The following is a 13491-nucleotide window of genomic DNA, read 5'->3' on the forward strand; positions in this document are numbered from 1 at the left end:
GCGGACCGGTTTTATAACCGCCAGTTTATTACCCGGAAAATTGCCAATCATCAGGTTCTTGACCGGCTGGAAGCTTTACTTCATGAGCATTTCAATGGTGATGCCAATTGGAAAGGATTGCCAACGGTTCAGCACATCGCGATGCAGTTGAACCTTTCCCCTGATTATTTAAGTACCTTATTGAAGGTAACAACCGGGCTAAATACACAACAGCACATTCATGAAAAACTGATAGAAAAGGCCAAGGAAAAACTAGCGACCACATCCTTGTCTGTAAGTGAGATAGCTTATGAACTAGGGTTTGAACATTCTCAATCATTTAGTAAACTGTTTAAATCAAAGACAAATCTCTCGCCATTAGCGTTTAGGCAATCATTTAGTTAGCATATATCCATGGGTATAAAAACAACCTATGATGTCCTTTTTTTATAGACTCTCATGGCAAAAATATAAGCTACAAGTGTAATTCCACTGCACCACGCCAAAGCCACCCATATTTGGTTACCCACTGGCTGATTTGAAAGTAGAGAACGTATAACTTCAACAATTGAGGTCACTGGTTGATTTTTGGCAAAGGCGCGAACACCCGAGGCCATAGACTTGGTTGGTACAAAGGCCGAGCTGATTAATAGCAGGAAATGAATCGGATAGGCAATTGCAATTGCGCCATCTACTGATTTTGCCGACAATCCGGCAATGGCTGCAATCCAGGTAAGAGCCAATGTAAACAACAGGAGTATACCGGCCACGGCAAACCATGACAGTATTCCTGCGGACGAACGGAAGCCCATAAGAAGCGCTACAAGAACAATTACGGCAACAGAAATTGTATTTGATATCAGAGAGTTAAGCACATGCCCCCACAATGCAGCTGAACGTGCAATAGGCATTGCTACAAGGCTCATGGCGATGTCGAGTCTGCGGCGCATACCTCCTGAGTAGGTGGAGACCCGGCGATTGGCCGCATCGGTCAGGCCAAAACGTTTCAACAGTTCGTCTGTCACCTGACGTGGGTTTTTAAGGTGCCGCAGTGTGGTCAGGATTTTGACAATCGTTGTCTTGCCTGTGCCGTTAGGGCCAAGTAGAGCAAAAATGCTGCCCATTTTTACTTCAAAATCTACTCCTGTTAGTACAGGGACGTTTTTATAGGATTTTCTCAATCCTTGCACCGAAATGGCAATTTCATTTTGAGACATGGTCTATTCCCCCTTTTATGATGCTAATAATTTGATGCCAATTACATCTGCTTTCCCACTTTTAAGGAATTCGTAAGTAATCCGGTCTGCCTGGCAGTCTGTAAACTGAAGACCTTTAAAACCCCTGCTTTTAAAAAGTGAATTGTTCTTAAAAAAAGTATTAACCAGCCTTGAATTCTGAAATGTTACCCTTTTAAAGGTGCAGTTTTCAAAATAACAGTCCTCCAATGTCCCCTCGAAATGGACATCGTCAATTTGCATTCCTATAAAAGAGCTGCGGTTCCATACCGCATTTGCAATTGTATTATTCACAAAAGCTCCAGATTTAAACCCTACTCCTGTAAAATCAGCATCCGTGAAATCGCAACCATTAACATGGCTTCCTGAAACTTCAGTTTCTTTTAGTGAACAGTTCTTAAATATACTGTTGGCTAAGCTGGAACCTTGAATGTGGCAATGGGTGATGTCAGACTCTGAAAAATCGCAGCTTTCAACGTAGTTGCTTTTTTTGAAATCTGCTCCTGTTAAATTGGAACCGGAGAAATCGCAATCTTTGATATGGCTTTTTGAAAATCCAGTTTCTTTTAGTAAGCAGTTCCTGAATATATTATTAGCTAAGTTGGAAGTCTGAATTTGGCTGCGGCTAATATCTGAATTTGAGAAGTCACAGCTATCGACATTATTTGTTCTTAGAAGAAGACCTGACAGATTTGAGCCAATAAACTTGCAGCGTTGCATGTTGGAAGAACTGAATTTTTCGTGCAGATTTTTCAATCCGGAAAAGTCTGCGTCTACCCAGTTTCCAAGTGACATATCCCAGCTCGGTCTTTTCTCCGGCTTTTTGAACAACAGTTCATCGGATTGTTTAATCAAAGGGTCTGGGGAGGTCGGCTCAGTAGCTTGCGTTTGAATGTGTTCTGAAAAATAGTTAAGGTCAACGCCCAGAATTTCAGCAAGACGGTTAAAAGTAGTTATGTCTGGCATGGATTCTCCGCGTTCCCATTTACCAACTGCCTGGGGGCTTATGTATAGACGTTCAGAAAGCTGCGCCTGAGATATATTTGTTTTTTTTCGAGCTTCGGCAATTTTATTGCCAATCATTTTAGTGTTTAACATAGGTTTCTTTTTATTTGTTTTGATAGGACAAAGGTATTTGGATGGAGCGCCTAAATCAAAGAAATAGAGAAACTTATAGTTGTATTTGCGCTACTTTTAGTTGTTGTTGGCAACCATAAGTAGTATTGGTTATTGGGGAGGGGGGTAAAAGACAAAGCGCTATTGATTCAGAGCGTTCATCAAATGATCTCACAACAGAACAGTTTCCAAGTTCTGGCTTTCAAAAGTTATGTTTACAGATCTTTTGTTTTTTGGACGTGTTCGGTGCTTTATATTTCGGGGTATGGTAAACATTTGTCCTTTAGAGAGTTCAATTGTTTTTTCTTCGAGATCAACATAAATTGTACCTTCAATGACCAGGAAAGTTTCATCAGAATTAGGATGGAAATGCCAGTGATAATCCTCGGTCATTATGCTGATCCTGACGATATGATCATTTACCATCGCAAGAGGGAAATTTGTAATTCCCGTCTGATAACCTGTACTCAGTTCAATTAGATCCTGGACTTGCAAAACCAGAGGCTGTTCTTTTTGACTATTTTTCATAAATTAAAGTTAGGTGTAAAAACGGAAGATTAACGCCACATGGAATTCATTTATTCGGATGGATTACCGAAATCAAAGAAACACAGAAACGTATAGCTTTAAGTGGCAGCCAAGATTAGTGCCGGTTACTTTAGGCGTTAAATGATTACCCGTTTGCTGTTAAAAATAGCGGATGTGTTTTTCCTTTTTCTTTGGAAATCTACCTTTGTACAGTAGGTAAACTGCAAAAGGCAGTTAGACTTCTATCGGTTTTATACGTTTTAAAATCAGAGACAATACTGATACATAGGCCACGTAGGCTATAAAAATATAATAACCTGGTTGCAAGGAGGAATTATTCTGTGTTACCGTAGAGAGTAGTTCCTCCTTGATATTTAAATCTGAGAGCTGACTTTGCAAAATTCCATTTAGGCCGATATAGGTCATCCCAATACCGACAACCATGACATTTGCCATATCCCATTTGCCAAGATCCAAGGCTAAAAACCTGACCAGTTTATTTTCAGCATATTTCTCCCTTCCCCATATAAGGATACCTTTACCCATCATGCGGAGCACAGGAAGGATAATCACAAAGAGCAGAATAAGTACTCCCACAAGAACCGCGTCGGGTTTTGGCTGTCCAACTAATGACTTAATGATACCTGTTATACTTTTACTCTGAAAAAATAATACCTGGTTGTTAAAGGCTAATTTTTCGTCGAGCAGGGTGAAATTTAGTGACTGAATTCGCGCATCAACTTCTATGATTGTAGAGGTAACACCTACTAATAAGAGGACAAAAGCAAATAAGAGAGAAAGGATATATAGGGCAGTATGAAGGCGTACCTGTTTTTTAAGCAACAACCATAAACATAGAGCCAGCAGAACACAGCCAATCATTCCAAAGGTGTATATATACATTAGCTTTCGAATGTTACTGAGCTGTAAATTTATCTTTTTCTCAAAGGCTGCTGTATTGTCGACATGATATTTTTTATAGATATGCCTTTTTACGGTAACACTGGCTGGCTCAGTATTATCGAAAGTTTCCTTCTTCAGTTGATCAATTTTGGTGTTGATAATACCCTTGAGTCTTTTTTTACTTGCAGGTTTATTGATTTTGTCAACTATGGTCGCCGCAAAATTGGGCACTTCAGCCTTGATTTCTTCAGGATCCACGACTGCGTTGAAAGCAAGCTTTTTTAGTTTTCCGCCAATGCTTTTCTGCGGCTTGTTAACCTCAGCGACGGCTTTATCAACAAGGGTGTTCAATTGTTTTGCTACTTTTTTCTGCAACTCTTTTTTCTGCCAGGCCGTCATGTTAAACTGATTGACTTTTTCATCTACCACGGCTGCCATTTTCTCCCGCCACTGGTCTACAGACAATATTCCAAAGGTGATATTGTTGGAAACACTATAGTCTGTTTTTATTTCCTGTTGCTGGCTAGAAAGTGTAGATATACGATAACCAAACCAGGCTTCCCCGCAAAGCAACAGGCTCAGGCCTACAGTGAGCAAAATGTTGGGCATGATTGTTTTTCTAGTGGCTTTCATGTGGAGAAATGAATTTTAGTATGGTTGACAGAATAAGCCCGTAAAGTACAAAGCTGATGAATATGATATATCCGGGCTGAAGTGCAGTATTGTTGGTCGTTATGACATTTAAGTCATCACTTTTTATATTCAAGCTCTTCAATTGGCTATCTAACAATCCGTTTAAGCCAATATAGACCATCAATATTGCAATAACAATGACATCAGCCATACTCCATTTACCGGATTGAAAGGCAAAATATCTGATGATTCTGTTCCTGGCAATTTTCCTTTTGCTCAGCAGGTGTATACCGGTAGCGCTAAGCTTCATGACAGGGAAGAGTATGCTGAAAACCAGTATCAAAATCCCAACCAACACCGCATCTATTCCTGGCTGTCCGATTAACACTTTTACCACGTCAAGAATACTCTTGCTTTGAAAGAACAATACCTGATTCTCAAAAATCACATGCTCGCCCAACACCATAAAATCCAGCGTTTTAATTCGTGCATCCACTTCTATCATAGAGGCCGTTAAACCTATAAAAAGAAGAATGAACGCAAACATCAACGACATGATGAAAAGGGTAGCATGGAGATCAACCCGCTTTCTTAATACCCACCATAACGATAAAACGATAGCGATGCAACCCAACATGGCAAATGAATAATTGTAGGTTAACGTCCTGATCTGTGACAGTGAGGAAATCAGTTTATTGTTTAATTCCTCCTTGGAAGTTGCCTGATATTTCTTGTAAATTTTATCAGTTTCAGCCTTTGTCGCGGCTACAGTGCTATCCAGGTATTCGGCACGTTCCAGGGCATCAAACTTGGACATTGCCATATTGCTCAACTGTTTTTTATTTTTGGGATTATAAACTTTGGCAATAATGTCTTTTGCTAAGGAAGGAGCCTTTTCCCGGAAGTCATCTGTGTTTACAAAATTTTTGACTATAAACTTCTTGATCTTTCCATCTATCGTTTTTTTTGGTTTATTTATTAGTGCTTCAGCTTTGTCAATAAGTGCAATGATGATCTGTTCAACTTCTTTCTGAAGATCTTTCTTTTGTTTCGGACTAAGGGTAAAATCACGGATCTGGTGACCTACAATTCCGGAGACCTTGTCTCTCCACTGGTCTACAGAGAACAATCCCGAACTAATACTATTCACGTTGGAATAATCTTTTTTTATTTCTTCCTGCCGCTCAGAAAGCTGGTGTAAATGGTAACCAAAATAACCTTCAGTGCACAATAAAATTGCGAGTCCGAAAATCAGCAGTAGTTTTAAAACAATTGGTTTCTTGCTGGAAATATGGGTTTCATGCATAGGCAATAGTAATGAGCCTGATGAACAATGACAGATAGGAAATTGTTTTAGCATCTTGGTATAGTAATTGCCGCTCGCAACTTAAGTTAACCACATATGGGCACCTGTTTTTCAAAAAGGCGATTAAGGATTTCAAATCTTCTATGAGTGATGCTGCCTGGCCGGCATTGGAAGAGACAAGTCAGATTATCAAGATGTATCCTATTGAAAAATATAAAATGGCTTTCTTTGGAGATGGAGTGATCGTTGCTTTAATCAGAACAGATAATGAATTTATGGGAAATCGGTTATTATTGGTGAAACAGAGGAGCGGGTCGCGGTCTTTCCGATCTATCTTTATCGGTCCGCTGCCGATGCTCCTCTGGAAATTATTCGCTAGTTTAGTTTCTAAAAATAGCTAGATAATCAGATGTTATCATAAGCTGCGGCAAAGTCTTTTGCGAAGTCTTTCAGTTTTATCTGGCCTAATGAAGGTTTGTGCTGATTGTAATCTTGGTAAAGTGTACCGTTACCCTGGCTTTCCTGTAGTTCGACAAAACCCTTAGCTACCTGCTCATTAAAACCAATGCTTAGCCAGTTCTCCAAAAGCTGTTGGCTTGGAATCACTGTCCATTTCAAGTCCGGTTTACCAATGGCTTCTCCGAGAGCTTCAGCAATTTCATTGGGGGAAGCCTCGTCGCTTGCGACATACCTTATTATTTTGCCCTCAAATTGTCTGTCTACCTCTTCGGCAATGACAGCGGCAATATCTTTTGGCGAAACCCAAGGCTCTTTGTCGTCACCACCGTAATTGGAAATAATCAACCCTTTGGATTTGATAACATGAATAAAAGAAAATAGGTTGATGTAGAAGCTGACCGGACGGATGAACTTAATAGATACGTCAGCGGGCAGTTGTTTAAGAGTGGTCTCAACATTGTGGTGGAAACGGATGATGCCAGTCCCTTTATTTGTATGGGCGCCGATGCTACTGAGGTGTATAATCTTCTTTACGCCAGATCGTTGTACAGCCTCTTTGTAATTTTCGCCTATTTTAGTAATATCGCCAATAAAGTCAACTGCTTTGTCGAACATGTCACCAACAGCTTCCATTGTTTCCATAAGGTAAACGATGTCTGCACCTTTGAAGGTTTCCGTTAAGAAATCTACATCCTGTAACTTGCCAATGGCTGCTTTCGCACCAAGTTGTTCAATATCTTTCTGACGTTTAGTATTGCTACTGATAACAGTGACCGTATGGCCGTTGCTTACCAATGTTTCTGTGAGTGGCTTGCCAATGTTTCCAAGTGAGCCTGTAAGTATGATGTTCATGATAGTGTTTTTTGTTGATTCAAAATTCAGAATAATGCACAAGACGGATGTAGCCAAAAGTCGCTATGTTGTAGCCAAAATCTGGAATTATCCATTTATGGAACATTTAAAACGACGATGCCTGATATTACCCGGACCACACTTACAACACAGCTTATGCTGAATTAGTAAATAAGTTAAAGATATCTACATTTCTGTGAGGCTTTTGAGGGGGGGATGCGATGCTCCAAGCTTTTTAGATGATATAATTAATAATGTTCATTGCCATTTAAAAAGACCACCAATAATTTATTTGTACTTTCCTGCAACTATATAATCACTCGGCGGTCTAATCAACACAGGTTTGCTTTTGGTACAATCATAAAAAATACCGAAGGCTTAGTTACACAGATCATATTTAAAATGGTTAACCATAATGAAGAATTAAGTTATATTGGAATTATTCAAATTACCTCATTAACAGAGGGGACAATTAAAAGTTATTTATCCAGGGCCAGAAAGGTTCTCCAAATAAATTTATTACTGACTTATAAACGGGACTATTTATCGTAACAAAACATCTTTAGCTTTTGTTTAGAAGCTTACAAGACATTGAAAAGCCTGCTTTTGATGTATCAGCAATGGTTTTACACCCTCTATTCATTGGCATTATTTCATTTAAAACAGATGCCATTATTAATGCTTTTGTAGGTGCAAAGCCAATTTCTTGATTTCTCTGGGTTCTAATCTATGCGTTATATCTGCAAATTCAATAGTTTGTCTGCATTTCCATGGGCAATCTTTCCTATTTGTTCATCAGAAAGTTCAATTCTGTTCAAAAATTCCATACCCATCTCATTTGTACTGAAAGGATAATCAACAGAAAACATAATGTTATCAATTCCAAAGGTATCTAAAGCAATTTTTAAGGGCGGCTGTGTAAAAAAACCGCTGGTAGTAATATGAACCTGCCGATGGAAAGTGTCGGAAAGCGAACGCTGATTGGCACCTCCATTACCGGGTTTGAAAGCTCTCTCTGACCTCGCCATCATCATTGGCAGCATTTCTCCCATGTGCCCAATGATCAGATTTAGCTTGGGGTATTTGTCAAAAATTCCTGAATACAAAAGGCGTAAAACGTGTAAAGCGGTTTCGGAATGCCATCCCCAGCCATAACAGGCTAGGGCCTCGGCCATACCTGAATGATTAGGTAGTCCGCTATAATAAATATCAGCTACTCCCTTTGGCGGTAAGCCTGGATGAAGGTAAATGGGTACGTCCAATTTTTCGGCCCGTTCAAATATAGGTGCAAATTCAGGTTGATCTAAAAACTTATCATTTGTGAGCCCCCGGATCATTGCCCCGCGAAAATTGTATTCTTTGACTGCCCGTTCCAACTCATCTGCAGCGGCCACGGGGGCTGTCATCGGCAAATGAGCAAAAGCCGTAAAGCGGGTCGCTTGGTTTGAGATCCTTTCAGCTATCAAATCATTGTACATTGTGGCAAAGGCCGGACCATCCTCCGGGCTCAAAAGGTTGGCGCCTGAGCTATCTACAGATAGTACCTGCATGGAAATGCCGTTGGCATCCATCGAATTTAAACGATCACCCGTTATATCGGCCAGTTTGTCTATAAGCTGTTGCATCCTTTCTGATTGACCAAATCCACCCAAAGCGCTTTTAGGTATTTTTCCGGCCATTTCCGGAAAGGAAATATGTTCTTCCAATGTAACTACTCTCATGTTCGATTTATTAAGTAAAATGTCCTACAAAGTAACGCACTCACCATTTAAGCTGCAATACAACATGGATGGCAATCATAGGATTATTCATGGTTTATCTATTGTGATGATAATTCATCGATTGTAGATTTTATTTGTTTATTAATCTGCTGAATTTGCGGGATGTCAGTACCGCTATCCAGGTTTATATTTTGATCTATTAACTGGTAGCTTTGCAGTCTGAGCTGGCAATAACGAATAAGTTTCTTATTACGTGTGTGCAATTTTTCAGAAAGGGTAAGATGATCTAATTCTGTGATCAAATTAATGCTGCGCTTCCAGTAACCGATACCTTTCCGCAGTCCCGATCGGAGTACTTGCTCGGATTTATCATTTGATTCTTTGAGAACGCCTAATGCCGTGTTTTCCATATCGTAGAACTCCACTATCCGTTTTTGGTATGTAAGCCGATCACTTTTCGACAAAACGTTATAAGTTATAACAGAAAAAATGATCGCAATAACCGGCACTGAAATCAGTGTAAGTCTTTTAATTCTGACACTATCTGGTTTTTGCAAGGAGGGCATAAGTGAATAGCCAATTAATACGCCACTAAGCAGTCCACCCAGGTGTGCTGCATTATCTATTCCACCTTTAAAACTACCATACACTAAATTATAAATTACAAAAATACCAATGTTGGCTAGCAATCCATTACGCATGGAACGCTCAACATGGTTTGTGCTTAACAAAGCAAGAAAGACACCATAAAGTCCAAAAATAGCACCCGATGCGCCCGCACTCACCGTATTATCATGCCACCATAGGCTTGCCAGACTGGCAATAATGCCCGTAAGCAAGTAGGCAACGAGGAATTTTGCTTTACCTAGAAAAGGCTCCAGTAATAACCCCACGAAGAAAAGCGCATACATATTCATCAGCAGGTGAATAATGCCAAAATGGATAAAGCAATTGCTTATAAGCCGCCACCATTGCCCATTAAGCGTGGCAACCGTTGCATTAGCACCCCAACCAACCATACTTTGACCATTTGGTTCGAATACCGATACGCCTGTACATACCATGACCAGAAAAATCAAAATGTTCAGGTTTATTAAAATGGGCGTTATGTAATATCCCTCCCTCGGTTTAAAAAAAGAAAGGAATCCACCAGAAAAGTTATACTTTGGCCTGATGTCGGGCTTTAAAGTATCTTCATAGGGTGGCACAAAATCCTTTTTGTAAACTTTATATTTTTGGCGGATTTCCTCATCGGTAAATGCTGACTTCATTTTTTCAAAGGCAGCTATATATTGGGAAACGGCACGTTCACTCTGTCCAAAGTCCGTAATCACAGCAGAAATGGAGGTACACTGAACATTTGCAGAGTCCTGTCCCAGTTTGACAGTGATCTCTCCATTCCATGAATACTCGCTATTTTGGGTATAGGCTATTACACCTGCATCAGAAATAAACCTGATGCGCCAACCAAGATATTTGATGGCTTCAAAAGCGGTGACAAGAAATTCTTTGTTGGTAAGACCGTTTATCGGCAAATTCTGTTCGGATTTTTCCATAGGATTTGAATGGTATTGTGCTTGTTAAGAAGAGCCATTCTTATATTCGCGTTTAAAGTTAACCATGAACTATTGTCATTATACAGAAACAACACAGTAGATGGATTGTTTAATGAGTGTTTTTTACATTGGTTTAGGAGATTATATAGAGTTCAATTACTGATGGAACATCCATTCTGGGGAAATATTAAGTGTGATGCTTCTGGTTGTACGGCCGGAATTACTTTCGCTCATCCGTTTTTTGGAGCGGGTAAAGTAGAAATTGCTCTTCAGAACGGGCCTGATGGCATGATCCCGAGTGAAGAACTGTTGCTGGCTTATGCTGATACCTATGTGTACTTCCTGAATCATATAGGCAGTCGTTTGTTTGTTTTGAAAAAACGAATGTTTGAGGTGTTTATGGAATATCTGAAGCAAAATGATGATGATATTCAGACACTTGAGCAGCACAACGATTACATAAGGGATTTGGCTTTTATTAGGGTCGGGCCTAATGATAGGGTGGAATTGTGTTTCTATTATTCCTTACTAAATGCTCCTGTGCATTCGGTGATTTTTATTGCAGATCGGTTGTATGCGATTTATGATGAGCCAGAATAATTGATCGGAACTTTTAAGCCGCTCATGCTTAAGAGATTAATTGTGTTTGTTGAAAAGGATGTTTCTTACCCTCGCAGATGTAAACTTTAACAACTTTATTTTATGCCTGTTATCTCGTTCGAATAAAACCCGAATAGAAGAATTTTCAATATCAAAACCGTCCTTATAAGTAGCATTTAAGGTGTACTTGGTATTATTTTTACGGTAAATAGTCAGTTTATCATTGACTATAGCTATTGATAACTTTGCGTCAACTTCGTCAGAATAATATTCGCCGATATAGTCTTTCAAAATAGATGGACTGCTATCTGCCGCTGCCACATTCTCATAAATTACTCCCTTTTCGTCTTCTATATAAATTGGTCTCTTCTGGTCTGATTTAAACTTTATTTGGGATGACCCCAAGATAAATTCATTTTCCGAGATAGGTACTAATATCTTACCCTTGGTGGTCATGAGTTTATCCTTTTTGACAATTAAACCGATCCCAGTATTTGTTAATAGATCTTTGTACCAACCGGTATACCTAATCAATATTTTAGATGCAACATGGACTGTATCAAATTTTGCATTCTCATTTATGGAGGACTTGTCTCTCAGCAAAATTTTACGTAACTCCGTCAGCCCCTCTTTTCCTTCGTCAAATTCGGATGTGTTGGAGAGCCAGGCAATTGATAATTTTAAATCAGGATAATATTCTAATGTAGAACGATAGGCAGCAGTAGCGCCATCGTGCATAATGACTTTCCATCCGCGAAGATAGTCAATTCTTAATCCAGCAGCATAAGAATTTTTTCTTCCGTTGTTAAGCGCTATTACACCAAGCTGATTGGAAAGTAGTGAAGGATTCCCCAATTTACCACCCAAAAAATAGTTATTCCAACGTAACAGATCCTCGGCCGTGGTTAGCAGCCCTCCGTTACCATATACATTTTCGAACGGCATATCAGTGAAATAGGTGCCATTACTTTTTCCATATGCAATGGCACGATCAAGCACAACCCTATTTAAGTTCGATCGCCACTGGGTATGCTTCATCCCAGCGGGTTCAAAAATAAAAGAATGCGTAAACTCTTCCAGACTTCTACCAGTTATGCGCTCAACGATGATGGAAAGAAGAACGTAATTTGAATTGCTATATAAATATTCATCTCCCGGTTTATTATTTAAGCTTTGTTGGTGAACGAGGATAGTTAGAACGTCATTGTTACTGTATAGCCTGGTTCCTCTTGGCCAGTCTGAAAATGCCATAATACTGCCCCAGTCTTTGATACCACTGGTATGATGCATTAGGTGCTGCAGAGTAATCACGGTTCCAAAGTCAGGGAATTCCGGAATGTATTTTCGTATATCATCATTTAGGGAGAGCATACCTGCCTGTTGCAGTAATAGGATAGAAGCAGCTGTAAATTGCTTAGAGACAGAACCGGCTTCAATAATTGATTCTGTCGTTAAAGGTACCTTATGCTCTAAATCGGCAATACCCCAAGCTTTAGAAAAGACAATCCGATTATTTTGGCTTATAGCAAGTTGACAACCCGGATTATTTACCTTGTACCGCTCAAATATTTTTTCAATTAAAACTATTGTGTCCTGCTGTATCTGGGCAACGGACGTTTGATAAATAAATATAATAAAAAATAGTACTAATTTTTTCATACAATTCTCATCAAATTAACCGACTTGTAACTAGTGGAAATCCGGGGAGCTTGACCAGTAGATTCTGAAACTGGTTGACCATAAAGGTACTAATAAATGATACCTTTCCTGATCACGGAATGGCATGGCTAAGGTCTCCCGAATATTCAATTATAGAGTAAAGATTCAATATTTTTGTGAAATATTTCACAAAAGTCTACAACTTTTATTCGTAGTACAACTCTCCATAAGTTTTAATTTTATAGATCTCTTTCAGAAATTTCACCAAAGTCTTTCGTTATTAGAAACAACAAGCTACTGGTGTTGGCAAAAATGTGTCTGCGTTTTTTGAGTTAAAGTTGTAATTTTTCAATTAAGTATTACAATTAATATAAGAAGACAAGCCGAATACGGCTTCAAAAAGACAGTTATTATCTAGTATTCCCAACAGCTACGCTTGATGGGTAATATACATTTTTGGAGTAGCTTTACAACATAAAAGCCCCAACTTTGGTTGAGGCTTTTCGTGATCCCGCTGGGATTCGAACCCAGGACCACTACATTAAAAGTGTAATGCTCTACCAGCTGAGCTACGGAATCTTCTTCGTTATTTGAAGGAGTGCAAAGATATAATTTTTGATTTAACTTGCCTAATTAATCCAATGAAAAAAGAGTCAAACAATGCTAAAGAGAGACAAATAGCTGAATATTAGTTCAGTTTTTTTTAGTTAATATTATTTTTTTGCCACAAAAAGCCAGTTTGGAATTTTGTGATACTATAAAAATGCAATCTTATACTGAACAATCTGTTGTTTCGTTGAATAAATGGAACATTAATTGCGTATATCATTTCAAATTATAAAGCCGATAGAACCATTTTGCATTATGGGAAAATATTTCTCGGGCAGCATAGCAATTGTTGTCCTGATCTTTACTTTAAGCCGTGCCGATGCTCAGGATAAAAA

Annotated in this window: 12 protein-coding genes and 1 tRNA gene; 3 read left to right on the plus strand and 10 right to left on the minus strand. The window is 39.1% G+C overall.

What is annotated here, in order from left to right:
• Nucleotides 1-384: AraC family transcriptional regulator (locus DBR11_RS03410; protein WP_199233745.1), on the plus strand; the 384-nt coding region annotated here is incomplete at its 5' end.
• 26 nt (nucleotides 385-410) lie between these two features.
• Here the strand turns inward: DBR11_RS03410 and DBR11_RS30510 are convergent.
• The 5 genes from DBR11_RS30510 to DBR11_RS03435 all read right to left on the minus strand — a co-directional run bounded on the left by DBR11_RS30510 (nucleotide 411) and on the right by DBR11_RS03435 (nucleotide 5700).
• Complete coding sequence (locus DBR11_RS30510) at nucleotides 411-1196, minus strand: ATP-binding cassette domain-containing protein (RefSeq protein ID WP_108550217.1); 786 nt, start codon at nucleotides 1194-1196, stop codon at nucleotides 411-413.
• Between the two features lie 15 nt (nucleotides 1197-1211).
• Nucleotides 1212-2312: a pentapeptide repeat-containing protein gene (locus tag DBR11_RS03420; protein ID WP_108550218.1), complete on the minus strand. Its 1101-nt coding sequence runs from the start codon at nucleotides 2310-2312 to the stop codon at nucleotides 1212-1214.
• Between the two features lie 189 nt (nucleotides 2313-2501).
• Entirely contained in the window at nucleotides 2502-2858 is a 357-nt protein-coding gene (locus DBR11_RS03425) for a cupin domain-containing protein (protein WP_108550219.1), read from the minus strand.
• A 234-nt stretch (nucleotides 2859-3092) separates the two neighbouring features.
• The gene (locus tag DBR11_RS03430) at nucleotides 3093-4394 is read right to left on the minus strand and encodes a paraquat-inducible protein A (RefSeq protein ID WP_108550220.1); all 1302 of its coding nucleotides are present in this window, start codon (nucleotides 4392-4394) and stop codon (nucleotides 3093-3095) included.
• Nucleotides 4381-5700: a paraquat-inducible protein A gene (locus tag DBR11_RS03435; protein WP_233260629.1), complete on the minus strand. Its 1320-nt coding sequence runs from the start codon at nucleotides 5698-5700 to the stop codon at nucleotides 4381-4383. The genes DBR11_RS03430 and DBR11_RS03435 overlap by 14 nt, the downstream gene beginning before the upstream one ends.
• A 143-nt stretch (nucleotides 5701-5843) precedes the next feature.
• Between DBR11_RS03435 and DBR11_RS03440 the strand changes: the two genes are divergently transcribed.
• Nucleotides 5844-6101: a hypothetical protein gene (locus DBR11_RS03440; RefSeq protein ID WP_108550221.1), complete on the plus strand. Its 258-nt coding sequence runs from the start codon at nucleotides 5844-5846 to the stop codon at nucleotides 6099-6101.
• A gap of 4 nt (nucleotides 6102-6105) precedes the next feature.
• Here DBR11_RS03440 and DBR11_RS03445 read toward each other — a convergent pair whose 3' ends face one another.
• The 3 genes from DBR11_RS03445 to DBR11_RS03460 form a co-directional block, all read right to left on the minus strand.
• The gene (locus DBR11_RS03445; RefSeq protein ID WP_108550222.1) at nucleotides 6106-7011 is read right to left on the minus strand and encodes an NAD(P)H-binding protein; all 906 of its coding nucleotides are present in this window, start codon (nucleotides 7009-7011) and stop codon (nucleotides 6106-6108) included.
• Between the two features lie 734 nt (nucleotides 7012-7745).
• A complete protein-coding gene (locus DBR11_RS03455; protein WP_108550224.1) occupies nucleotides 7746-8732 on the minus strand; it encodes an amidohydrolase family protein in 987 nt (328 codons plus the stop codon).
• A 98-nt stretch (nucleotides 8733-8830) separates the two neighbouring features.
• A complete protein-coding gene (locus tag DBR11_RS03460) occupies nucleotides 8831-10288 on the minus strand; it encodes a rhomboid family intramembrane serine protease (RefSeq protein ID WP_108550225.1) in 1458 nt (485 codons plus the stop codon).
• Nucleotides 10289-10450: 162 nt separating this feature from the next.
• Between DBR11_RS03460 and DBR11_RS03465 the strand changes: the two genes are divergently transcribed.
• On the plus strand, nucleotides 10451-10888 hold the full coding sequence (locus DBR11_RS03465; protein ID WP_108550226.1) for a hypothetical protein: 438 nt from the start codon (nucleotides 10451-10453) through the stop codon (nucleotides 10886-10888).
• 36 nt (nucleotides 10889-10924) lie between these two features.
• Here the strand turns inward: DBR11_RS03465 and DBR11_RS03470 are convergent, their stop codons facing one another.
• Together DBR11_RS03470 and DBR11_RS03475 are read right to left on the minus strand one after the other, a co-directional pair.
• Nucleotides 10925-12547 (minus strand): serine hydrolase, encoded by a 1623-nt coding sequence (locus tag DBR11_RS03470; protein WP_108550227.1) that lies wholly within the window; start codon nucleotides 12545-12547, stop codon nucleotides 10925-10927.
• 506 nt (nucleotides 12548-13053) lie between these two features.
• Nucleotides 13054-13126, minus strand: a tRNA-Lys gene (locus tag DBR11_RS03475).
• Between the last annotated feature and the right edge of the window lie 365 nt (nucleotides 13127-13491).

Origin of the sequence: Pedobacter sp. HMWF019, from assembly GCF_003061025.1 — a bacterium.
Classification (GTDB): Bacteria; Bacteroidota; Bacteroidia; order Sphingobacteriales; family Sphingobacteriaceae; genus Pedobacter.

Coding starts and splice junctions, on each gene's coding strand:
- DBR11_RS03435 (WP_233260629.1), bottom strand. CDS start 5,700: ATGCATGAAACCCATATTTCCAGCAAGAAACCAATTGTTTTAAAACTA.
- DBR11_RS30510 (WP_108550217.1), bottom strand. CDS start 1,196: ATGTCTCAAAATGAAATTGCCATTTCGGTGCAAGGATTGAGAAAATCC.
- DBR11_RS03440 (WP_108550221.1), top strand. CDS start 5,844: ATGAGTGATGCTGCCTGGCCGGCATTGGAAGAGACAAGTCAGATTATC.
- DBR11_RS03455 (WP_108550224.1), bottom strand. CDS start 8,732: ATGAGAGTAGTTACATTGGAAGAACATATTTCCTTTCCGGAAATGGCC.
- DBR11_RS03445 (WP_108550222.1), bottom strand. CDS start 7,011: ATGAACATCATACTTACAGGCTCACTTGGAAACATTGGCAAGCCACTC.
- DBR11_RS03465 (WP_108550226.1), top strand. CDS start 10,451: ATGGAACATCCATTCTGGGGAAATATTAAGTGTGATGCTTCTGGTTGT.
- DBR11_RS03470 (WP_108550227.1), bottom strand. CDS start 12,547: ATGAAAAAATTAGTACTATTTTTTATTATATTTATTTATCAAACGTCC.
- DBR11_RS03420 (WP_108550218.1), bottom strand. CDS start 2,312: ATGTTAAACACTAAAATGATTGGCAATAAAATTGCCGAAGCTCGAAAA.
- DBR11_RS03425 (WP_108550219.1), bottom strand. CDS start 2,858: ATGAAAAATAGTCAAAAAGAACAGCCTCTGGTTTTGCAAGTCCAGGAT.
- DBR11_RS03460 (WP_108550225.1), bottom strand. CDS start 10,288: ATGGAAAAATCCGAACAGAATTTGCCGATAAACGGTCTTACCAACAAA.
- DBR11_RS03430 (WP_108550220.1), bottom strand. CDS start 4,394: ATGAAAGCCACTAGAAAAACAATCATGCCCAACATTTTGCTCACTGTA.